Annotated in this window: 21 protein-coding genes; 3 read left to right on the forward strand and 18 right to left on the reverse strand. The window is 76.1% G+C overall.

Features of this window, described 5'->3' with window-relative positions:
* The first annotated feature begins 62 nt into the window (after positions 1-62).
* Positions 63-536, forward strand: a complete 474-nt coding sequence (locus ACI79X_RS17615; protein WP_457026711.1) for a hypothetical protein — start codon at positions 63-65, stop codon at positions 534-536.
* Positions 537-597: 61 nt separating this feature from the next.
* Here ACI79X_RS17615 and ACI79X_RS17620 read toward each other — a convergent pair whose 3' ends face one another.
* The 5 genes from ACI79X_RS17620 to sodN form a co-directional block, all read right to left on the reverse strand.
* Complete coding sequence (locus ACI79X_RS17620; RefSeq protein ID WP_457026712.1) at positions 598-1,380, reverse strand: HAD-IIA family hydrolase; 783 nt, start codon at positions 1,378-1,380, stop codon at positions 598-600.
* A 4-nt stretch (positions 1,381-1,384) separates the two neighbouring features.
* A complete protein-coding gene (locus tag ACI79X_RS17625) occupies positions 1,385-1,879 on the reverse strand; it encodes an N-acetyltransferase family protein (protein WP_457026713.1) in 495 nt (164 codons plus the stop codon).
* Entirely contained in the window at positions 1,876-2,703 is an 828-nt protein-coding gene (gene pssA, locus ACI79X_RS17630) for a CDP-diacylglycerol--serine O-phosphatidyltransferase (RefSeq protein WP_457026714.1), read from the reverse strand. Before pssA ends, ACI79X_RS17625 begins: the two co-directional genes overlap by 4 nt.
* 8 nt (positions 2,704-2,711) lie before the next feature.
* Positions 2,712-3,389: a phosphatidylserine decarboxylase gene (locus tag ACI79X_RS17635; protein WP_457026715.1), complete on the reverse strand. Its 678-nt coding sequence runs from the start codon at positions 3,387-3,389 to the stop codon at positions 2,712-2,714.
* Positions 3,390-3,531: 142 nt separating this feature from the next.
* Entirely contained in the window at positions 3,532-3,936 is a 405-nt protein-coding gene (sodN, locus tag ACI79X_RS17640; RefSeq protein ID WP_073421650.1) for a superoxide dismutase, Ni, read from the reverse strand.
* Between the two features lie 51 nt (positions 3,937-3,987).
* Between sodN and ACI79X_RS17645 the strand changes: the two genes are divergently transcribed.
* On the forward strand, positions 3,988-4,350 hold the full coding sequence (locus ACI79X_RS17645) for a S26 family signal peptidase (protein WP_457026716.1): 363 nt from the start codon (positions 3,988-3,990) through the stop codon (positions 4,348-4,350).
* On the opposite strand, the gene ACI79X_RS17650 is transcribed toward ACI79X_RS17645, so the two are convergent.
* Positions 4,347-4,952 (reverse strand): dTDP-4-dehydrorhamnose 3,5-epimerase family protein, encoded by a 606-nt coding sequence (locus ACI79X_RS17650; RefSeq protein WP_457026717.1) that lies wholly within the window; start codon positions 4,950-4,952, stop codon positions 4,347-4,349. The two genes, ACI79X_RS17645 and ACI79X_RS17650, sit on opposite strands and share 4 nt — an antisense overlap.
* A 79-nt stretch (positions 4,953-5,031) precedes the next feature.
* Here ACI79X_RS17650 and ACI79X_RS17655 point away from each other — a divergent pair, with 79 nt between their 5' ends.
* Complete coding sequence (locus tag ACI79X_RS17655) at positions 5,032-6,252, forward strand: NAD(P)-dependent malic enzyme (RefSeq protein WP_457026718.1); 1,221 nt, start codon at positions 5,032-5,034, stop codon at positions 6,250-6,252.
* Here the strand turns inward: ACI79X_RS17655 and ACI79X_RS17660 are convergent.
* The 12 genes from ACI79X_RS17660 to ACI79X_RS17715 form a co-directional block, all read right to left on the reverse strand.
* Complete coding sequence (locus ACI79X_RS17660; RefSeq protein ID WP_457026719.1) at positions 6,242-7,693, reverse strand: pyridoxal phosphate-dependent decarboxylase family protein; 1,452 nt, start codon at positions 7,691-7,693, stop codon at positions 6,242-6,244. The genes ACI79X_RS17655 and ACI79X_RS17660 overlap by 11 nt on opposite strands.
* Positions 7,690-9,030, reverse strand: coding sequence for an MFS transporter (locus ACI79X_RS17665; protein ID WP_457026720.1), 1,341 nt, complete (start codon positions 9,028-9,030; stop codon positions 7,690-7,692). The genes ACI79X_RS17660 and ACI79X_RS17665 overlap by 4 nt, the downstream gene beginning before the upstream one ends.
* The gene (locus ACI79X_RS17670; RefSeq protein WP_457026721.1) at positions 9,027-10,082 is read right to left on the reverse strand and encodes an acyltransferase family protein; all 1,056 of its coding nucleotides are present in this window, start codon (positions 10,080-10,082) and stop codon (positions 9,027-9,029) included. Before ACI79X_RS17670 ends, ACI79X_RS17665 begins: the two co-directional genes overlap by 4 nt.
* Positions 10,079-10,915 (reverse strand): alpha/beta hydrolase, encoded by an 837-nt coding sequence (locus ACI79X_RS17675; RefSeq protein WP_457026722.1) that lies wholly within the window; start codon positions 10,913-10,915, stop codon positions 10,079-10,081. Before ACI79X_RS17675 ends, ACI79X_RS17670 begins: the two co-directional genes overlap by 4 nt.
* A gap of 75 nt (positions 10,916-10,990) precedes the next feature.
* The gene (locus ACI79X_RS17680) at positions 10,991-11,671 is read right to left on the reverse strand and encodes a response regulator (RefSeq protein WP_457026723.1); all 681 of its coding nucleotides are present in this window, start codon (positions 11,669-11,671) and stop codon (positions 10,991-10,993) included.
* The gene (locus tag ACI79X_RS17685) at positions 11,668-12,933 is read right to left on the reverse strand and encodes a sensor histidine kinase (protein WP_457026724.1); all 1,266 of its coding nucleotides are present in this window, start codon (positions 12,931-12,933) and stop codon (positions 11,668-11,670) included. Before ACI79X_RS17685 ends, ACI79X_RS17680 begins: the two co-directional genes overlap by 4 nt.
* Positions 12,934-12,962: 29 nt before the next feature.
* The gene (locus ACI79X_RS17690) at positions 12,963-13,676 is read right to left on the reverse strand and encodes a metal-dependent hydrolase (protein ID WP_457026725.1); all 714 of its coding nucleotides are present in this window, start codon (positions 13,674-13,676) and stop codon (positions 12,963-12,965) included.
* 150 nt (positions 13,677-13,826) lie between these two features.
* Positions 13,827-14,012: a DUF6104 family protein gene (locus tag ACI79X_RS17695; protein ID WP_089402373.1), complete on the reverse strand. Its 186-nt coding sequence runs from the start codon at positions 14,010-14,012 to the stop codon at positions 13,827-13,829.
* Between the two features lies 1 nt (position 14,013).
* Positions 14,014-17,868, reverse strand: a complete 3,855-nt coding sequence (locus tag ACI79X_RS17700; RefSeq protein WP_457026726.1) for a multifunctional oxoglutarate decarboxylase/oxoglutarate dehydrogenase thiamine pyrophosphate-binding subunit/dihydrolipoyllysine-residue succinyltransferase subunit — start codon at positions 17,866-17,868, stop codon at positions 14,014-14,016.
* Between the two features lie 131 nt (positions 17,869-17,999).
* Positions 18,000-18,845 (reverse strand): ankyrin repeat domain-containing protein, encoded by an 846-nt coding sequence (locus ACI79X_RS17705; RefSeq protein WP_457026727.1) that lies wholly within the window; start codon positions 18,843-18,845, stop codon positions 18,000-18,002.
* A gap of 114 nt (positions 18,846-18,959) precedes the next feature.
* Positions 18,960-19,715, reverse strand: coding sequence for an ABC transporter permease (locus ACI79X_RS17710; protein WP_457026728.1), 756 nt, complete (start codon positions 19,713-19,715; stop codon positions 18,960-18,962).
* Positions 19,712-20,692 (reverse strand): ABC transporter ATP-binding protein, encoded by a 981-nt coding sequence (locus tag ACI79X_RS17715; RefSeq protein ID WP_457026729.1) that lies wholly within the window; start codon positions 20,690-20,692, stop codon positions 19,712-19,714. Before ACI79X_RS17715 ends, ACI79X_RS17710 begins: the two co-directional genes overlap by 4 nt.
* Positions 20,693-20,762 lie beyond the last annotated feature (70 nt).

Raw genomic sequence — 20,762 nt, forward strand, 5'->3', positions numbered from 1 at the left:
ACGGGCCGCTGACCGGCACGGACGCGGCCTGCGCGTGACCGCTGACGCGTAGCCTCGCTCCTGTGACGGAGGAGGACACCCCGCGCCGCCCCGGCCGGGCCGAACGGCTCTTCGGCGGCGCCGCGCAGCCCTCGTCGCGCCCGCCCCGGCCGCCCGCCCCCGAGGCCCCGCCGGCGGTCCTGCGCGCGGCGCTGGTGGCCGCCGTCGAGGCCGCGCTGCTGCTCGGCGGCGCCCTGGTGATCCTCTGGCTGACCCTCACCAGCGACCCCGACAGCGTCGGCCGGGCGCTGGCCGAGGTCGTCTACGTGGCGATCTTCGGCGTCGCGCTGGCCGTCGCCGCGGCGGGCCTGCGGCGGCTGGCCGGCTGGTCGCGCGGCCCGGTCGTCGTCCTGCAGCTGCTGCTCGGCCTGTTCGGCTACAGCACCGCGTTCCCCGGCGGCCAGCCGCTGCTCGGCATCCCGCTCATCGTGCTGGCGCTCACCGAGCTGTACCTGCTGGCCACGCCCGAGGCGCGCCTGGCGTTCCTCGACCGCTGACCGGGACCGCTGACCGGGACCGCTGACCGGGACCGCTGACCGGGACCGCCGGCGCGGGCCCTCAGACCAGGTCGACGACGTCGGCGATCGAGTCGAGCACCCGGCTCGGCCGGAACGGGAACTGCGCCACCTGCGCCGCCGTCGTCGAGCCGGTGAGCACCAGGAACGTCTCCAGGCCCGCCTCGATGCCGGCGACGACGTCGGTGTCCATGCGGTCGCCGATCATCACCGTGGACTCCGAGTGGGCCTCGATGCGGTTCATCGCGCTGCGGAACATCATCGGGTTGGGCTTGCCCACGAAGTAGGGCTTGGCGCCGGTGGCGGCGGTGATCAGCGCGGCCACCGAGCCGGTCGCGGGCAGCGGGCCCTCCGGCGAGGGGCCGGTGACGTCGGGGTTGGTGGCGATGAACCGGGCGCCCGCGTCGACCAGCCGGATCGCCCGGGTGATCGCCTCGAACGAGTAGGTGCGGGTCTCGCCGAGGACGACGAAGTCCGGCGCGGTGTCGGTGAGGGTGTAGCCGGCCTCGTAGAGCGCCGTCGTCAGCCCCGCCTCGCCGATGACGTACGCCGAGCCGCCCGGCAGCTGGGTGGCGAGGAAGTCCGCCGTCGCGAGGGCCGACGTCCAGATCGACTCCTCGGGCACCTGCAGGCCCGACCGCGACAGCCGGGCCGCGAGGTCGCGCGGGGTGAAGATCGAGTTGTTGGTGAGCACCAGGAAGCGGCGCCGCCGCTCCACCAGCCGGGCGAGGAACTCCGCCGCCCCCGGCAGCGCCTGCCCCTCGTGCACGAGGACGCCGTCCATGTCGGTGAGCCAGCACTCGGCGGGCCCGCGCTCGATCGTCACGCGCTCAGCCTGCCGTACCGCGCCGGTCGGCCGCGAAGCCGGTCAGGGCGTCGTCGGTGAGCCGGAACACCGTCCACCCGTCCATCGGCACCGCGCCCGCCGCCCGGTAGAAGGCGATCGAGGGCTCGTTCCAGTCGAGCACCGACCACTCCAGGCGGTCGTAGCCGCGCTCGACGCAGGTGGCGGCGAGCGTGCGCAGCAGCTCCCGGCCCAGGCCCGTGCCGCGGTGCCGCGGCTGCACGTACAGGTCCTCCAGGTAGATGCCGTGCGTGCCGCGCCAGGTGGAGAAGTTGAGGAACCACAGCGCCGTGCCGACGACGTCGCCGTCCGGGCCGAGGGCCACGTGACCGAACAGGGCGGGGGAGTCGCCGAACAGGGCGGCGTGCAGCTGCTGCTCGGTCAGCCGCACCTCGTGCGCGGCCTCCTCGTACTCGGCCAGCTCGCGGACCAGGCCGACGACCGCGGGGACGTCGCCCGGCTCGACCCGCCGGATGCTCACGTGAGCACCTCGCGCACCCGCTCCGGGACCAGCCGGCCGAGCGGGGACAGCACCGGGTTGAGCACCGGCGCGAGCAGGTAGCCGTAGGCCAGCACGCAGCCGGTGACGACCGGCACGGTGGCGAAGCCGACGACGAGCGCGACGGCCGCGGCGACCAGCCCGTAGGGGCGGCCGCTCTTCGGGCTCACCAGCGACCGGAACGAGCGGAACCGGACGGTGCTCACCATCAGCAGCGCCGGGACGGCGACGATGAGCAGCACCCACAGCCGGTCGCGGCCCTGCATCTGGTCGCCGAACGCGAACACCGAGGCCAGCACGACGCCGGCCGCGCCGGGGCTCGGCATGCCCGTGAAGTACCGCTTGTCGGCCGTCGGGTCGACCGTGGTGTTGAAGCGGGCCAGCCGGATCGCCGCGCACGCCACCCAGAGGAAGCACACGACCCAGCCCAGCGGGTCCCACTCGTCGCGGCCCTCGGAGAACAGCGTGAAGGCCAGCAGCGCGGGGGCCAGGCCGAAGGAGACCAGGTCGGCCAGGGAGTCGAACTGCAGGCCGAAGGCGCTGACCGCGCGGACCAGCCGGGCCACCGCGCCGTCGGCGATGTCGAAGAGCACCGACAGGCCGATGAGCACCGCGGCGAGCGAGAACTGGCCGCGGATCGACACCAGGATCGCGGCGAAGCCGCACATCATGTTGCCGAGCGTGAACAGGCTGGGCAGCGTGGCCAGCGCCCGGCGGCGGCTGCCCCGGACCGAGCCGCGGACGAACTCGACGGTCGCGAGCCGCCGGGTGGGCGGACGGCCCTCACCCGACGCTGAACTGGGCACCGGGGGCCTCAGCCGGCGGCGGGCCAGCGGGCGATGACGGTGTCCCCGCCCCGCACGCGCTGGCCCTTCCGCACGGTGATCTCGCACTCCGCGGGGAGGAAGACGTCCATCCGGGAGCCGAACTTCATCAGTCCGAACCGCTCGCCGGTGGCCAGCCGCTGCCCCACGCCGGTGCGCGTGACGATGCGGCGGGCGAGCACCCCGACCAGCTGGCGGAAGACGACGGTCCGGTCGCCGTCGCGCAGCCACAGCTCGCTGCGCTCGTTGCGGTGCGCCGACTCGGCCCGGTAGGCGGCGAGGAAGCTGCCCTTGCGGTAGGAGCTCTCCACCACCTCGCCGCGGTAGGGCGAGCGGTTGACGTGCACGTCCACGACGGAGAGGAAGATGCTGACCTGCTGCCAGCCGCCCGGCGGCGCGGGCTCGGGCGCGACGCCCTCCTGCGGCTCCCCGGCGACCATGACCATCCCGTCGGCGGGGGAGACCACGACGTCGGCCGGCGGCTCCACGCGGTCGCAGGGCCGCTCCGGGTCGCGGAAGAACAGCACCATGTAGGCCGACAGCGCCAGGAACGGCCAGGCGGCGACCCGCGCCCAGCGGCGTCCGGTCCGCGCGCCGGCGGCGGCCAGCACGGCGGCCGGGCCGAGCGGTCCGGTGATGAAGGGCCACCCGGCCCGGTCGATGCGCATCGAGGTCCGACGGTACCGGGGCGCTCCGGGAGGCCCGCTCACCCGCCACCGGCGCGCTCGACGCGCGCCGCCGGCCGGGGTGCGGGGACGCCGACGGCCGGTGGGCGGGTGCCCACCGGCCGTCGGGACGTGCGCTCCGGGATCAGGCCGCGGCCTTGGTCTCCCAGAAGATCTTGTCGATCTCGGCGATGTAGTCGAGCAGCTTCTGGCCCTCGGCCGGGTCCATGCTGCCCTTGCCACCGGCGGCGCCGGCCTGCTTGGTGGCCTTGTTGAACAGCTCGTGCAGCTGCGGGTACTTCTCGAAGTGCGGCGGCTTGAAGTAGTCGGTCCACAGGACCCACAGGTGGTGCTTGACCAGGTCCGAGCGCTGCTCCTTGATCAGGATGGCGCGGGTGCGGAAGGCCGGGTCCTCGTTGGCCTGGTACTTCTCCTGGATGGCCTTGACGGACTCCGCCTCGATGCGGGCCTGGGCCGGGTCGTACACACCGCAGGGGAGGTCGCAGTGCGCGGTGGCCTCCACGGCGGAGAACACGCGGCTGAACAGCATGTCTCTTCCTCCGGATGTCGCGGGATCGGGTCGTCTGCGACCCTACTCGCGGTGATCAGGCCCCGTCCCGGCGAGCGCCCCGTCCCGCCGCTGGCCAGCGCGTGGGTGGTGGCGCGGGTGAGCGGGCCGTCGATGTCGCCGACCGTCCGCCACGGCGACCGGCTGCTCGTGCGGCGGGTGCGCGCCGGCCGGGTGGCGCCCGGCGACGTCGTCCTCGCCCGGTTCCCCGCGCGGCCGGACCTGCTCGTGGTCAAGCGGGTGCACGCGCTGCTCGACGGCGGCGCCGTCGACGTCCGCGGCGACAACCCGCTGGTCACCGACGACAGCCGGGCGTTCGGGCCCGCCGTCGCCGTGGGCCGCGTCGTCGGCCGGCTGTCCCCCCGGCCCGGGCGGCTGCGGCCGCCGCCCGCCTAGGCCCCGGCGCGCAGCTGCGCGTACCGGGCCGAGCACTGCTCCATCGTGGGCAGCGTCCCCTGCGCGCGGGCCTCCGCCAGCGTCGGCGCGGCGCGGTCCTTGTCCGACAGGACGAACTCCACGCCGGCCGGCCAGGGCAGGTCCAGCTCGGGGTCCAGCGGCGAGACGCCGAACTCGCGGCCGGGGGAGTAACCGGAGGAGACCAGGTAGGTCACCGACGAGCCGTCCTCCAGCGCGAGGAACGCGTGGCCGAGCCCCTCGGCGAGGAACACCGCGCGCGGCTCGGCCGCGTCGAGCAGCACGGAGTCGGAGACGCCGAACGTCGGGGAGCCGACCCGCACGTCGACGACGACGTCGAGCACCCGGCCGGCCGGGCAGTAGACGTACTTGGCCTGGCCCGGCGGGACGAGCGCGAAGTGCACGCCGCGGAGCACGCCGCGGGCCGAGACGCTGTGGTTGGCCTGCGCCAGCGGCAGCGCCCAGCCGGTCGCCCCCGCGAGCACGTCGGCCCGGTACCACTCGGTGAACCGGCCGCGGTCGTCGCCGTGCGGCACCAGGTCGAGCACGTAGCTGTCCGGCACGGCGAGCTGGCGGATCTCCACGGCGGCACGGTAGCGAGCCGCGGTGCGCCCGGGGTCGGCGGCAGAGGGGCCCCCGGCACCGCACTACCCTCCGGGGTCCATGAGCGCAGAGACGGGCTCGCCCGCGACCGCTGCCGACCGCACGCCGCAGGCCCCGGCGGAGGACCGCTTCGCCTCCGACCCCGCCTTCGGGGTGCACGAGGGCGGGAAGCTCGTGGTGCGTCCCACCCGCGGCATCGGGTCGCGCGAGGACCTCGCGCTCACCTACACCCCGGGCGTCGCCCGCGTCTCCAGCGCCATCGCCGCCGAGCCGGAGCTGGCCCGGCGGTTCACCTGGGCGCCCCGCGTCGTCGCGGTGGTCTCCGACGGCACCGCCGTCCTGGGGCTCGGGGACATCGGGCCGGCCGCGGCGCTGCCGGTGATGGAGGGCAAGGCCTGCCTGTTCAGCGAGTTCGCCGGGCTGTCGGCGGTGCCGGTCGTGCTGTCGACGACCGACGTCGACCGGATCGTGGAGACCGTCGCCGCCATCGCGCCGTCGTTCGGCGGGATCAACCTCGAGGACATCAGCGCCCCGCGTTGCTTCGAGATCGAGGACCGGCTGCGCGAGCGGCTCGACGTGCCGGTCATGCACGACGACCAGCACGGGACGGCGATCGTCGTGCTCGCCGCGCTGCGCAACGCGGCCCGGGTCACCGGCCGCACCCTGGCCGACCTGCGGGTGGTCGTGGCCGGCGCCGGCGCGGCGGGCATCGCCTGCACGCGGATCCTGCTCGGCGCCGGGGTCGGGGACATCTGCGTGGCCGACTCCCGCGGCGTGCTGCACCCCGGCCGCGAGGACCTCACGCCGGTGAAACGCTGGGTCGCCGAGAACACCAACCGCTCGGGGTACGCGGGCACGATGACCGGCGCCCTCGAGGGCGCCGACGTCTACCTCGGCCTGTCCGGCGGCTCCGTGCCCGAGGCCGCGATCGCCTCGATGGCGCCCGGCTGCATCGTGTTCTCCCTGGCGAACCCGACGCCGGAGGTCGACCCGGAGATGGCCGCCCGGTACGCCGCCGTCGTCGCCACCGGGCGCAGCGACCTGCCCAACCAGATCAACAACGTGCTGGCCTTCCCCGGGGTCTTCCGCGGCGCCATCGACGCCGGCGCGACGGCCATCACCGAGGAGATGGAGCTGGCTGCCGCCGAGGCGATCGCCGGCGTCGTCGGCGACGACCTCGCCCCGGGGTACGTGGTGCCGAGCCCGCTGGACCGGCGGGTGGCCACCGCGGTCGCCGAGGCCGTGGCCGCCTGCGCGCGGGAGCAGGGCGTCACCCGCTGAGCGCCGCCCGGCGGGGCCGGTAGACCAGGTCGAGGACGCCGGCCAGCAGCCGCTCGGCCACCGGGCGGGGGAGCGCGGCCACCAGGGCGTGCACCGGCGCCATCCGCTCGGGCAGCCGCCCGCCGCCGACGCCGGCCAGCTCCAGCAGCGCGTCGACCTCGGCGACGGTGAGCGCCGCCGGGTCGATCGCGGCCGCGGCCGCCACCAGCCCCGGGTCGGCCACCGGGCGGGGCAGCGCGGCGGCGGCGCGGGCGGCGCCGGCGAGGTCGGCCAGCAGCGCGTCCACCCGGCCGGCGGTGGCGCCGGTGACGGTGAGGTGCAGCGTGGCGGGCAGGTCGGCCCCGCCCGGCTGGGCGAACGGCGGCTGGGGCTGCAGCAGCCAGCCGCGGGCGGTCGCCTCGTCGGCGAGGTTGAGCACGTCGACGCCGTCCGGGCCGTCCTGCGCGAGCGCGACCAGCGTGGCCACCGGCGTCCCCACCACCCGCAGACCCGGGATCGCCCCCGCGCCCTCGGCGAGCGCCACCGTCGCCGCCCGGGTGGCCCGGGCGAGCCCCGCGTAGCCGTCGCGGCCCAGCCAGCGGTGCACCGCCCAGGCGGCGGCCATCGGCCCGGCCGGGCGGGTGCCGGCCAGCGTCGGGTTGACCACCGGGTAGCCGGGCCAGCCGGCGGTGCTGAACCAGTGCCCCTGCCGCAGCTCGGGCTCGGCGGTGAGCAGCACCGAGACGCCCTTGGGTGCGTAGCCGTACTTGTGCAGGTCCACCGACAGCGAGCTCACGCCGGGCACCGACAGGTCGAAGGGCCCGGGGACGTCGTCGAGGAAGGGCAGCACCCATCCGCCGATGCAGGCGTCGACATGGCAGGGGACGCCCGCGGCGGCGGCCAGGGCGGCCACCTCGCCGACCGGGTCGAGCACGCCGTGCGGGTAGGACGGCGCGCTGACCACGACCAGCGCGGCGCGGTCGTCCAGCGCCTCCGCGACCGCCGACGGCAGCGCGCGGCAGGTGACCGGGTCGACGGCGACGTCGGCGACCTCGAGGTCGAACAGGTGCGCGGCCTTGCGGAACGCCGCGTGCGCGGTGACCGGCAGGACCAGCCGGGCCCGCCCGGTGCCGCCCCGCGCCCGCCACCGCTCGCGGGCGGCCAGCACCGCCAGCAGGCAGCTCTCGGTGCCGCCGCTGGTCACCGTGCCGACCGTCGCCGGGCCGCCGCCGAGCAGGTCGGCCGCCGCGCCCACCAGGTCGTCCTCGATGCGGGCGACGCTGGGGAAGGCGGTCGGGTCGAGCGCGTTGGTCCACTGGAACGCGGCCTGCGCCGCGGCGGCGAGGTCCTCGACGCCGGCCAGCCCGGAGTCGTAGACGTAGGCCATCGTCGAGCCTCCGTGGGTGGGCACGTCGCCGGCCTGCAGCGCGGTGAGCTCGGCCAGCACCTCCTGCGGCGTCACGCGGGGACCTCCTGGGGCCGGTCGGGGACGGGGTCGAGCCGGTAGCGGGCCAGCACCGGGAGGCTGGCGAGCACGAACAGCGCCGGGACGACGGAGAACCCCAGCCGCACGGCGAGCACCGCGCCGTCGGACTGGACGGCGTCGCCACCGGCGGAGGAGACGTAGCCGGCCGCCGCGAGCAGCAGCCCGAGCAGGCCCGGGCCGACGGCGAGGCCGAGGGTCTCCGCCGCCGTCCAGACGCCGGTGAACACGCCCGCGCGCCGCTGCCCGGAGGCGGCCTCGTCGGCGGCGACGACGTCGGGCAGCATCGCCAGCGGGAACATCTGCATCCCGGCGTAGCCGACCCCGACCAGGACGACGAGGACCAGGGCGAGCCCGGTGCCGCCCGGCCCGACGAGCGCCAGCGCCGCGGCGCCCGCGGTGAACAGCGCCGAGGACGCCAGCAGCCCGGTGCGCTTGCCCAGCCGCCGGCTCACCCGCAGCCACAGCGGCATGACCACGATCGCGGGGCCGACCAGCGCGGCGAACAGCAGCGAGCCCGCCGCGGCGTCGCCGAGCACCTGCTCGGAGAAGTAGGGGACCCCGGCGAGCATCACGCCGATGCCGAGCGCCTGGACCACGAAGCCGGTGAGCAGCACCCGGAACGGCCGGGACCGCCAGGCGAGCACCAGCGTGGCGCCGAGCCGGCCCTCGCTGGTCACGCGGGTGAGGGTGGGCGCGCGGCGGGTGCCGGCGACCGCGCCGAGCATCCCGCCGGCCAGCAGCAGCGCCACGAAGACGGCCATGGCCAGGTGGCCGCCGCGCCCGCCGCCGAACGCGTCGACGACCGCCGGGGCGCCCGCGCCGGCGAGCAGGATGCCGAGCGCGAGGGCGGCGACCCGCCACGACATGAGCGTCGCGCGCTCGCCCGGGTCGTCGGTGATCTCGGCCGGCTGGGCGACGTAGGGCACCTGGAAGCAGCCGTAGGCGGTGGCCGCGAGCAGGAAGGTGACCGCCACCCAGGCCGCGGCCGCCGCCGGCGGGTCGCCCGGGCCGGCGAACACCAGCACGAACAGCGGCGGCAGGGCCAGCCCCCCGGCCAGCATCCACGGCCGGCGCGGACCCCAGCGGCCGGTCGTGCGGTCCGAGCGGCTGCCGATCCACGGGTTGAGCAGCACGTCCCACGCCTTGGGTGCGAACACGACCAGGCCGGCCAGGCCCGCGGCGACGCCGAGCTCGTCGGTCAGGTAGTGGAGGAGCAGCAGGCCGGGCACGGTGCCGAAGGCGGCGGTGCCGATGGAGCCCACGGCGTAGCCCAGGTGCGTGCCCCGGGACAGGCGCGGTGCGACGACGGTCACAGCGGGGCACCGTAGCGGCCGGCTGCCCGGCGCGCCCCGAGCGCCCGCACCGCCACGGTGAGCAGCCCGGCGAGCGCGAGCACCCAGCCGGCGCGGGCGAGCAGCCAGCCCGCGCCGTCGGGGACGTCGTGCAGCCCCGGGACCGGCGCCAGCGGCAGGGCGCCGAGCCACAGGAGCACGAACAGCGGCTGGTGCAGCAGGAAGACCGGCAGCGCCGACCGCCCGGCGGCGACGGCGGCGTCGGGCAGCGGCCCGCGCGCCCGGCGCAGCAGCGGCAGCAGCAGCCCGGCGGCGCCGGCCTGCGCCAGGCCCAGGGCGAGCGTGGCCGCCGACGGCGGGTCGAGGTTGGAGGCCCCCGCCCCCGGGACGCCGACCGCGGTCGCCGGGAGCCCCCCGGCGGTCACCAGCAGGACGACGGCGAGCGCCCCGCCGGCCAGCAGCGCCACGCAGGGGCCCCGCCCGGGCTCGCGCCGGGCCGCCGCGACCCCGAGCTGCCAGGACACCCACCACGCGGCCAGCGTGGTCCCCAGCGCCCCGGCGGTCCCGGGCACCAGCGGGCCGGCCAGGGCGAGCCCGAGCGGGAGGACGGCGGCCGCCGCGCCGAGGCGGGCGTCCAGCCGCACCAGCAGCGGCGTCGCCAGCGAGAGCACCAGGTACACGCCGAGGAACCACAGTGGCCGCAGCGACAGCGTGACGACGGTCCGCACCACTCCCTGCGACGCACCGGCCACCGCCAGCGCGACCGCGAGGCCGGCCACCGCGGCGACCAGGACGCCCACGGGCGCGGCGGCCCGGCGCGACGTCCGCGACCACCGCCGCTCCCGGCCGGCGCCCCGGGCCGCCGCCCAGCCGGCGACGAGGAAGAACAGGGCCAGCGTCTGCAGCAGCCAGCTCACCGGCGCGAGCCCGGGCATCTCCGCGAGCGGGCTGCGCACGACCACCCGGCCGTCCACCGCCCCGGGCGCCCCGGGCGCGGTGACCAGCCAGTGCCCCAGGACGACGCCGGCGAGCGCCAGCGCGCGCAGCAGGTCCGGCCCGCGGTCGCGGGTCACGCCGCACCGCCCGCGGGAGCGGTGGCGATCCGGGCGATCGCGTCCAGCGACGCAGTCCCCGGCGTGAGGTAGCCGTCGTGCCCGGTCACGCCGTCGACCGGCAGCGGGCGCGCGCCGAAGGCGGGGCCGGCCGGGTCGCCGCCGTGCCCGAGGTCGCCGATCCGCACGTTCGGCACCCGTCCGATCCAGTCGGCGTCCGCCCGTCCGGCCCACACCCGGGCGCCGGTGCTCAGGTCCGCCACCGACCGGGCGCGGGCCCCGGGGCTGCCCACGAGCACCAGGTCCTCGGCCGCGAGGTCCGGCGCGGCGAGCGCCGTGACGACGGCGCCGTAGCTGTGCCCGACCACCGTCACGCGCGCCGCGGCGGCCGGCCCGGCCCGCAGGTCGTCGACGAACCGCACCAGCGCGGTGGCCCCCGCGCGGGCGAGCCGGCCGCTCGCCGCGTCCACGCCCAGCCCGTCCGGCGTCACGTACCCCACCCACAGGACGACGGCGAGGTCCGGGCCGCCGGCGTCGGACAGCGCCCGGGCCCAGCCGTACGGGCGCCGCTGCGGTTCGGCGGGGTCGTGCAGCCGGGCCAGGTCGGTGTCGGACCCGGGCACCAGCACGGCCACCGAGCGCGCTGTCGCGAGGTCGCCGAGGACGACGACGGCCAGGCCCCGGCCGGCCGGGTCGCAGCCCAGCACCCCCACCGGGCCCAGCCGCGCGGCGAGGTCGGCGGCGCACGCGGCGTCGAGCCGCACGGGCGGCGGGACGGCGGCCTCCGACAGCGGGGCGGACGCCGTCCACAGTGCGCTGACCAGCAGGAACGATGCGGTCCACCGGTTTCTCACGCTGCCCGACGCTAGGCACACCGGGCCCGCGGATCGTCACACCGGGGAGCCCACCTGCGGGCGCTACCGGGGTACTCAGGAGCCGGGGGAGACCAGCCCCGTCTCGTACGCCAGTACCACCGCCTGCGCCCGGTCGCGCAGCCCCAACTTGGTGAACACGCGGCTCACGTGGGTCTTCACCGTCTGCTCGGCGAGCACCAGGCGGGCGGCGATCTCGGTGTTGGACAGGCCGCGGGCCACCAGCGCGAGCACCTCGGCCTCCCGCTCGGTCAGCGCGGCGAGCACCTGCGGCCGGGTCGCGGGCGCGGCGGCGGGGCGGGCGGCCACGAAGTCGGCGATCAGCCGGCGGGTCACCGCCGGCGCGAGCAGCGCGTCGCCGGCCGCCACCACCCGCACCGCGTGCAGCAGATCGGCGGCCGGCGCGTGCTTGAGCAGGAACCCGCTGGCCCCGGCGCGCAGCGCGTCGTAGACGTAGTCGTCGAGGTCGAACGTGGTGAGCACCAGCACCCGGGGGTGCGGCGGGTCGCCGGACAGCAGGGCGCGGGTGGCCTCCAGCCCGTCGAGCACCGGCATCCGCACGTCCATGAGCACGACGTCGGGCGCCCGGCCGTCGGCGGCGAGGCCGGCGTGGGTGGCCAGCGCGGCGGCGCCGTCGCCGGCGGTGCCCACCACCTCGACGTCGGGCTGCGCGCCGAGCAGCGCGGCGAAGCCCTCGCGGACCATCTCCTGGTCGTCGACCAGCATCACCCGGATCACCGGCGCGCGACCTCCAGCGGCAGCTCGGCGAGCACCCGGAAGCCGCCGTCGGCCGTGGGGCCGGCGTCGAGCCGGCCGCCGTGCAGCTCGGCCCGCTCGCGCATGCCGGTCAGGCCGTTGCCGGCGCCGGGGGAGCCCGGCACGGTGCCCGGGCCGTTGACCACCTCGACCCGCACGGCGCCGTCGGTCTCCCGCACCGTCACCTCCACCGGCGCCCCCGGCGCGTGCTGGGCGGCGTTGGACAGCGCCTGCTGCACGATGCGGAACACGCTGAGGCCGAGGCCCGCGGGCAGGTCGAGGCCGGCCGCCGACACCCGCAGGTCGGTGCCGGCCGCGCGGACGCCGGCGAACAGGGCGGCGAGGTCGGCGGTGCCCGGCTGCGGCGCCCGCTCGGCGTCCTGGTCCTCGGCGCGCAGCACGCCGAGCAGCCGCTGCAGCTCGGTCAGCGCGGTGCGCGCGGTGCCGGCCACCTCGGCCAGCTCCGCGCCGGCCCGCTCGTCCAGCGGGGCCAGGCGGTAGGGCGCGGTCTCGCAGCGGACCGCGATCAGGGACAGGTGGTGGGCGACGACGTCGTGCATCTCCCGCGCGATCCGGGCCCGCTCGGCCAGCGCGCCGCGGGCGGCCTGGGCCTCCGCCGTCCGGGCCTGCTCGGCCTCCAGCGCCCGCCGGGCGTCCCACCGGGCGCCCAGGCTCGCGCCGACCACCAGCGGGGCCAGGACGCCGAGGAACGCGACGGGCAGCGTGAGCCGGAGGTCGACCGGCCAGGGCGTCGTCGCCCCGAGCACCACCACGAGCACCAGCGAGACGACCGCGACGCCGACGGCCACCCGCCGGGTGCAGGCCCAGGCGACGGCGAGCAGCACCGGGCACCACAGCGTCCACTGCCAGCCCTCGAGCACGGGCGCCGGTGCCGGGGGAGGGGGCAGCGCGTACCCGATGAGGACGAGGCCGAGCAGCGACAGGCGCCAGCCGTCGAGGGGGCGGCGCACCGCGAGCACGAACCCGGCCAGCAGCGGCGCGCCGGTGAGCAGGAACAGGCCGCTGGAGAGCCGGGTGGAGGCGCCCGCGCCCGAGGCGGTCAGCCAGGTGACGTAGCCGGCGAGGGCGACGACGAGCACCAGCAGGCGGTCCCAGCGCCGCTTGCGGGGCCGCCACGGGGGCCGGCCGGTGTCGACGGCGGTCCACAGCGCGGCCGCGACCGCGCCCGGCAGGGGGCGCAGCAGCGGCAGCGACCAGCGCGCTGCGGTGCGGAGGACGGTCATGGCGAGCGCAACCTAGCGCGCGCGGCGGCTCAGCCCAGGCTGAGCAACCCCTGGAGGTAGGGGTGGACGACGTCGCGGGCGGCGGTGTTCGTGTAGAGGAACCAGACGGCGGCCAGCAGGAACGCCGGTGCCAGCACCGCCTTCTCCAGCGTCGTGCCCGTGCGCATCGGCGTCAGGGCCACCCGCTTGCGCTTGAGCAGCCACAGCAGCGGCAGCGGCACGCCCTGCTTGGTGATCAGGTCGCCGGCGACGTGGGTGAGCACGCCGAGCGCCACCGCCCACGGGAGCCAGGTCGGCTGCGGCGAGTGCGCCAGCAGGAGCCACGCGCCGCCGAAGGACAGCACCAGGTTGCCGACGACGGTGTTCTCCGCCCGCCCGGGGATGACGAAGTGCAGCGCCCGCAGCGCCAGCCCGATGGCCAGCGCCATGACCACGAGGCTCGACCAGTACAGGTCGGCGGCAGCCAGGGCCACCGCGCCGAAGGCGACCGGAGCGAGCAGCGCGTCGTGGGTGCCCCAGCGGTGCCCGCCGGCCAGCCGGCCGATGGCGCCGGAGGGCACGTCGGTCACCGGGCCCCACATGTCCGAGACGGTCGAGCCGGAGTGGTCGAGGTCCGGGAGCATGGCGAACCCGCCGGCGGCGGCCACCCACGCCACCTGCGCGACGGTGCCGTCGACCGGGGCCCAGGGGAGCGTCGCCGCGCCGGCGGCCAGGCCGGAGAGGGCATGGGAGTGACCGAGCACGTGCGCAGCGTCCCGCGGAGTGCGGTCCCGGTGGCGGAGGCGCTCCGGGCCGACGACCAGCCGGGACCACCGGCGCGCGTCCTGGCTCGCGGTGGGAGGTGAGCCAGGACGCAGCACGATCAGCTCACCTGATCGTGCTGCGTCCGGGGATCAGTCGTCGTCGACGTCGTCGGTGCCGCCGCGGGCCAGCCAGGTGGCCAGCCGCTCGATCGGCACCTCGAAGTCGGGGTGCTGGTCGACGAAGGCCTGCAGCTGGTCGGCCAGCCAGGCGAGGGTCACCTGCTCCCCGCCCCGCCGGTCGGCCAGCTCCTCCAGGCCCCGGTCAGTGAAGTACACGTCAGCCCGCGAAGGCCTCGGCGACCAGCGCCTTCTGCTCGCCCTCGTGCACCTTCGCCGAGCCCACGGCGGGGCTGGCGGAGGCGCGGCGGCTGACCCGGCGCAGCGTGCGGCCGCCGAGGTGCTCGGGCAGCTCGAGCGCCATGAACCACCAGGCGCCCATGTTCGCCGGCTCCTCCTGCACCCAGATGAGGTCCTGCGCGTTCGGGTACCGGCCGACCGCCTCGGCGATCTGCTCGGCCGGCAGCGGGTAGAGCTGCTCGACCCGCAGGATCGCGGTGTCGGCGCGGCCCTCGGCCTCGCGCTGGGCGACCAGGTCGTAGGCGACCTTGCCGCTGCACAGCAGCACCCGGCGCACAGCGGCGTCGTCGAGCGGCTCGCCGCCCACACCCGGGTCGCCGAGCACCGGACGGAAGGACTCGTCGGTGAAGTCCGCGACCGGGCTGACCGCCGCCTTGGCCCGCAGCAGCGACTTCGGCGTGAACACGACCAGCGGCCGGTGCACGTCGGAGAGCGCCTGGCGGCGGAGCAGGTGGAAGTAGTTGCCCGGCGTCGAGCAGTTGGCGACCGTCATGTTGTTCTCGGCGCACAGCTGCAGGAACCGCTCGATGCGGCCGCTGCTGTGGTCGGGGCCCTGGCCCTCGAGGCCGTGCGGCAGCAGCATCGTCACGCCCGAGCGCTGGCCCCACTTGGCCTCGCCGGAGGAGATGAACTCGTCGATGACCATCTGCGCGCCGTCGACGAAGTCACCGAACTGCGCCTCCCAGAGGACGAGCGCCTTCGGGTTGGCCACGGAGTAGCCGTACTCGAAGCCGAGCGCGGCGTACTCGGACAGCAGCGAGTCGTAGACGAAGAACTTCGCCTGCTCCTCGGACAGGTTGGCCAGCGGCGTGTACTCACCGGCGGTCTCCCGGTCGATGAGCACCGAGTGGCGCTGCACGAACGTGCCGCGGCGGGAGTCCTGGCCGGCCAGCCGCACCGGGACGCCCTGCATGAGCAGCGACCCGAAGGCCAGCAGCTCGCCCATCGCCCAGTCGATGCCGCCCTCGCTCACCATGGCCGCGCGCCGCTCGAGCAGCCGCTGGAGCTTCGGGTGCACGGTGAAGTCCTGCGGCAGCGAGACGTGCGCGTCGCCGATCGCCTTCATCACCTCGGGGGTGATGGCGGTGGCGACCGTGCTGACCTGCTGGGCCGGCTGGTTCATAACCGGCTGCGGCTTCGGGGTCTCCGTGGCGTCGTGCGTCTCGGCGAAGGCCCGCTCCAGCTGGTCGCGGTAGTCCTTGAGGGCCTCCTCGGCCTCGGCCAGCGTGATGTCGCCGCGGCCGATGAGCGCCTCGGTGTAGAGCTTCCGGACCGAGCGCTTGCGGTCGATGATGTCGTACATCAGCGGCTGGGTCATCGAGGGGTCGTCGCCCTCGTTGTGCCCGCGCCGGCGGTAGCAGACCAGGTCGACGACGACGTCCTTGCGGAACGCCTGCCGGTACTCGACCGCCAGCCGCGCCACCCGCACGCACGCCTCCGGGTCGTCGCCGTTGACGTGGAACACCGGCGCGTTGACCATCCGCGCGACGTCGGTCGAGTAGAGGCTCGAGCGGGCCGCGGCCGGGCTGGTGGTGAAGCCGACCTGGTTGTTGATGACGACGTGCACGGTGCCGCCGGTGCGGTAGCCGCGCAGCTGCGAGAGGTTCAGCGTCTCCGCGACCACGCCCTGCCCGGCGAACGCCGAGTCGCCGTGCAGCAGGACCGGCAGGACGGTGAAGCCCTGCTCGCCCTTGTCGATCATGTCCTGCTTGGCGCGGACGATGCCCTCGAGGACGGGGTTGACCGTCTCCAGGTGCGAGGGGTTGCTGGCCAGCGAGACGGCGATCTCGGCACCCGGCTTGAACGGGTTGGCGAAGGTGCCCTCCGCGCCGAGGTGGTACTTGACGTCGCCCGAGCCCTGGACGGTGCCGGGGTCGATGTTGCCCTCGAACTCGCCGAAGATCTTCGAGTAGCTCTTGCCGAGCACGTTGGCCAGCACGTTGAGCCGGCCGCGGTGCGCCATGCCGATCGCGACCTCGTCGAGGCCGTGGTCGGTGCCGGCGATGAGCACCTCGTCGAGGATCGGGATGACCGACTCGCCGCCCTCGAGGCTGAAGCGCTTCTGGCCGACGTACTTGGTCTGCAGGAAGGTCTCGAAGGCCTCAGCGGCGTTCAGCCGGCCGAGGATGTGCTTCTGCTTCTCCCGGTCGGGCTGCTCGTGCTTGACCTCGATGCGCTGCTGGAGCCACTCGCGCTCCTCGGGGTCGGTGATGTGCATGTACTCCACGCCGACGGTGCGGCAGTAGGAGTTGCGCAGCACGCCGAGGATGTCGCGCAGCTGCATCACCTTCTCGCCGGCGAACCCCCCGACGGGGAAGGGCCGGTCGAGGTCCCACAGCGTGAGGCCGTGCTGGAGGATGTCGAGGTCGGGGTGGCTGCGGACCTTGAACTCGAGCGGGTCCGTGTCGGCCATGAGGTGGCCGTTGCGCCGGTAGGACTCGATGACCTCGATGACCCGGGCTTCCTTGTCGATCTGCCCCTCGCGGCTGACCCGCACGTCGGGCATCCAGCGCACCGGCTCGTAGGGGATGCGCAGCGACCGGAAGACGTCGTCGTAGAAGCCGTCCTCGCCGAGGAGCAGCTGGTGCAGCCGGCGCAGGAAGTCGCCGGACTCGGCGCCCTGGATGATCCGGTGGTCGTAGGTCGACGTCAGCGTGATGATCTTGGAGACGCCCAGGTCGGTGAGCGCCTCGGGGCTCATCCCCTGGAACTCGGCCGGGTACTCCATGGCGCCGACGCCGATGATCGCGCCCTGGCCGGCGGTCAGCCGGGGCACCGAGTGGACGGTGCCGATGGTGCCCGGGTTGGTCAGGCTGATCGTGGTGCCGGAGAAGTCCTCCAGCGTCAGCTTGTTCGCCCGCGCGCGGCGGATGACGTCCTCGTAGGCGCCCCAGAACGCGGCGAAGTCCATCTCCTCGGCGCCCTTGATCGAGGCGACGACGAGGGAGCGCGAGCCGTCGGCCTTGGGCAGGTCGATGGCCAGGCCGAAGTTCACGTGCTCGGGCTGCACCAGGGTCGGCTTGCCGTCGACCTCGGCGAACGCGGAGTTCATGTTCGGGAAGTCGTCCAGCGCCCGGACCAGCGCGTAGCCGATCAGGTGCGTGAAGGAGACCTTGCCGCCGCGGGAGCGCTTGAGGTGGTTGTTGATGACGATGCGGTTGTCGGCGAGGAGCTTGGCCGGCACCGCCCGCACGCTCGTCGCCGTGGGCACGGTGAGCGAGGCGTTCATGTTCTTGACGACGCTGGCCGCGGCACCGCGCAGCGGGACGCGCCTCGGGCCCTCGCCGGCCGGCTGCGCCGGCTTCGCCGCGGGCTTCGGCGCGGGGGCGGCGGCGGTCTTCTGGTCGGCGCGGTCGGCCGCGCGGTCGACGACGGTGGCCTCGGTGCGCTCGGGCACCGGCGTGGAGCGGGCCGGGGCCGGGGTGGCCGGCGCGGCGGGCGCGGCCGCGGCGGGGGCCGAGGCGGCCGCGTCGGCGGCGGCCGGGCGCGCGGCACCGTTCGAGGGCGCCGGGGCCTGCGCCTGCGCGGGGGCCGATGCCGGGGCGGCGGCCGGTGCGGGGGCGGGGGCCGGGGCCTGCTCACGGTCGTCGCTGGCGGCGACCGGGCTGCCCGGCCGGTAGTCGGCGAAGAACTCGTGCCACGCCTGGTCCACGCTGGACGGGTCGGCGAGGAACTGCTGGTACATCTCCTCGACCAGCCACTCGTTGGTGCCGAAGCCCGCCACGGCCGAGGAGGCGCCGGTGGTGGACGGCCGGGATGAGTTGTCGCGTGACACGGGGTCGAGTGCCTTCTTCGTCGTCGGTGGACGTCTCTGGACCGGGGACTGACTCTACGCCCGTCCCTCCCGGCCGACCCGCAGTGCGGAGCCGGTGTGCCGGTCCCGCGGCAGCGCCCGCGAGGTCGCCGTCAGCTGCTCGCGCCGGCGGCCACCAGGAGGTCCACCAGGGCGTCGCGGGCACCGGCCCGACCTGCGTCGTCGCGCCGGTGGCGGGCCGCGGCGACCCGGCTGATGTCGAGGGCGCTGGCGCCGTCGTTGGTGGTGGCGTCGACGTCGGCCCCGGCGGCCAGCAGGAGACGCACGACCTCGGGCGCGTCGCCCTCCGGTCCGGCCCCCGGCCCGGCGGGCGTCCCGGCCGACGTCCCCGCCGACACCGCCTCGTGCAGCGCGGTGCGGCCGGTGTCGGGGTCGCGGCGGTCGGCGCGGGCCCCGGCGTCGAGCAGCACGCGCACCAGGTCGGGCCGGCGGGCCGCGGCGGCCGCGGCCAGCGCGCCGCCGTCGGGGTCGGCCCCGCGCTCGAGCAGCAGCCGCACGGTGCCGGCCGCGCCGCCGGCGGCCGCGACCGTCAGCAGGTCCAGGCCGGTGACCGGGTCGGTGAGCGGGGCGCCGTCGTCGAGCGCGGCCGAGAGCCGGCCGGGATCGTCGAGCCAGGCCGCGGCGGGGGCGTCGACCGGGGCCCCGAGCTCACCGAGCAGCGGCACCAGGTCCGGCGCCTCCAGGACGGCGACGTGCACCGGCGTGCGGCCGGACTCGGTGCGCGCCCCGAGGTCCGCGCCGGCCGCGGCCAGGTCGCGGACGGCGTCGGCCCGCCCGCAGGCGACGGCCACGTGCAGCGGCGTCCAGCCGCTCTCCCCGGCGCGCTCGACCGTGCCGGCCAGCAGCCGCGGCGTCTCGCCCACGGCGGCGCGGACCGCCTCGAGGTCGCCGGCCTCCACCAGCCGGATGAGTCGCTGCACCGTCATGCGGGTGGTCATGCAGGGGTTCCCCGTCCTCGGGAGTCGTGTGCGGGAGCGGCGCCGTGCCCGTGGCTCGGGCGGCGCCGGTGCTCGGGAGGCGTGTCCGGGAGGCGTGCTCGGGAGCGTCGGTGCTCAGGAGACGTCGCGGCGGACGGCGAGCAGGGTGCCCAGCAGCGCCGCCACCAGACCGTAGCCGAGCAGCAGCAGCGCCCCCTGCCACCGCTCGAGCAGGTCGGGGGCCTCGAACGTCGCCGTCATCGCCTCCAGCGCGCCGCCGGGCAGCCACTTGTAGGTCCCGGCGGTCGCGGGGATCGAGCGGATGATCGGCTCGATCACGAACAGGTAGACCAGCCCGCCGACGATCGCCCCCACCTGGTTGCGCAGCAGCGCCCCCAGGCCCACGCCGATGACGGCGTAGATGACCAGCGCCAGCCCGCTGTTGCCGAGCACCTGCAGGTTGTCCCCGGTCAGCGACGGTGCCGCGCCCCGTGCGCCCGCGGCGACCAGGACGACGACGTAGTTGACCACCAGCACCAGGAGCGCGAAGGGCACCGCGGCCACGGCGTAGGCCAGCAACTTGGCCACCACCACCCGGCCGCGCCGCGGCGTGGTGAGGAAAGTCGGCGTGGCCGTGCGGTGCCGGTACTCCTGGGTCATGCCGATGACGCCGAGGATCAGGAAGAGCACCGTCACGTTGGCGGCGACGGCCAGCGCCAGTTGCTCGTAGGCCTCGGTGCCCACGGCGGGCAGCCCGCTCTCGGGGTTGCCGGCGAAGGCGGTGAACAGGACGGCGAAGCCGATGGTCAGGGCGCAGGCGCCCACCAGCAGCCCGATCCACACACGGGTGGTGAACAACTTGGTCCACTCGGCGCGGACGAGCGCGCTCATCGGGTCGCTCCCTCGGGGGTCGTGGGCTGGTCGGGGGTGCCGGCGGCGAACTGCTCCTGGCCGGCGGTGAGCCGGAAGTACAGGTCCTCCAGGCCGGTGCTCTCGGCGCGCAGCTCGTGCAGCTCCACCTGCGCGGCGAAGGCCCGCGCCCCGACGTCGGCGGGGCTCGCGCCCTCGACGGTCACCAGCCCGTCGTCGCCGCGGGCGGCGGACAGCCCGCCGGAGGTGAGGACGGCGGCGAGCCGGTCGGCCTCGGGGCTGCGGACGAGGACCGAGCCGGCGCCCTGGGCGCCGGCGCGGAGCTCGGCGATCGAGCCCTGCCGCACCAGCCGGCCGGCGCCGACGATGACCACGCGGTCGGCGGTCTGCTCCATCTCGGCGAGCAGGTGGCTCGACACCAGCACGGTGCGACCCTCGTCGTGGGCCAGGTGCCGGAGGAAGCCGCGCAGCCAGAGGATGCCCTCGGGGTCGAGGCCGTTGGCCGGCTCGTCGAGGACGAGCACCGGCGGGTCGCCGAGCAGCGCGGTGGCCAGCGCGAGCCGCTGCCGCATGCCCAGGGAGTAGCCGCCGGCGCGCCGCCGCCCGGCGGCGGTGAGGCCCACCCGCTCGAGCGCCTCGTCGGCACGGGAGACCGGCAGGCCCGCGGCGCGGCAGTACACGCGCAGGTGGTCGCGGCCCGAGCGGGCCGGGTGGAAGGCGGTCTCGAGCACCGCGCCCACCGTGCGCACCGGGTCGGGCAGCGCCGCGTAGGGGACGCCGTCGAAGGTGGCGCGGCCGCTGTCGGGGGTGACCAGGCCGAGGACCATGCGCAGCGTCGTCGTCTTGCCCGCGCCGTTGGGCCCGAGGAAGCCGGTGACGGCGCCGGGCTCGACCGTGAAGCCGAGGTCGGACACCGCCCGTACCGAGCCGAACGTCTTGGTCAGGCCGGTGACCTCGATCCGCACCGGCCGGGGTCCGGCGGGAACGCCGCTGGGCATCGGTCCTCCTCGTCTGCGTCTGCACCCCCGTGCTGCGGTCATCCAAGCGCACCCGGCCGACCGTTCCGAC

The organism is Geodermatophilus sp. SYSU D01119, from assembly GCF_054049975.1.

What these genes read in the sequence shown, in the direction of transcription:
- ACI79X_RS17715 (WP_457026729.1), bottom strand. Translation starts at nt 20,692, where the DNA reads ATGCCCAGCGGCGTTCCCGCCGGACCCCGGCCGGTGCGGATCGAGGTC.
- ACI79X_RS17685 (WP_457026724.1), bottom strand. Translation starts at nt 12,933, where the DNA reads ATGACCGTCCTCCGCACCGCAGCGCGCTGGTCGCTGCCGCTGCTGCGC.
- ACI79X_RS17705 (WP_457026727.1), bottom strand. Translation starts at nt 18,845, where the DNA reads ATGACCACCCGCATGACGGTGCAGCGACTCATCCGGCTGGTGGAGGCC.
- ACI79X_RS17710 (WP_457026728.1), bottom strand. Translation starts at nt 19,715, where the DNA reads ATGAGCGCGCTCGTCCGCGCCGAGTGGACCAAGTTGTTCACCACCCGT.
- sodN (WP_073421650.1), bottom strand. Translation starts at nt 3,936, where the DNA reads ATGCTGTTCAGCCGCGTGTTCTCCGCCGTGGAGGCCACCGCGCACTGC.
- ACI79X_RS17655 (WP_457026718.1), top strand. Translation starts at nt 5,032, where the DNA reads ATGAGCGCAGAGACGGGCTCGCCCGCGACCGCTGCCGACCGCACGCCG.
- ACI79X_RS17635 (WP_457026715.1), bottom strand. Translation starts at nt 3,389, where the DNA reads ATGCGCATCGACCGGGCCGGGTGGCCCTTCATCACCGGACCGCTCGGC.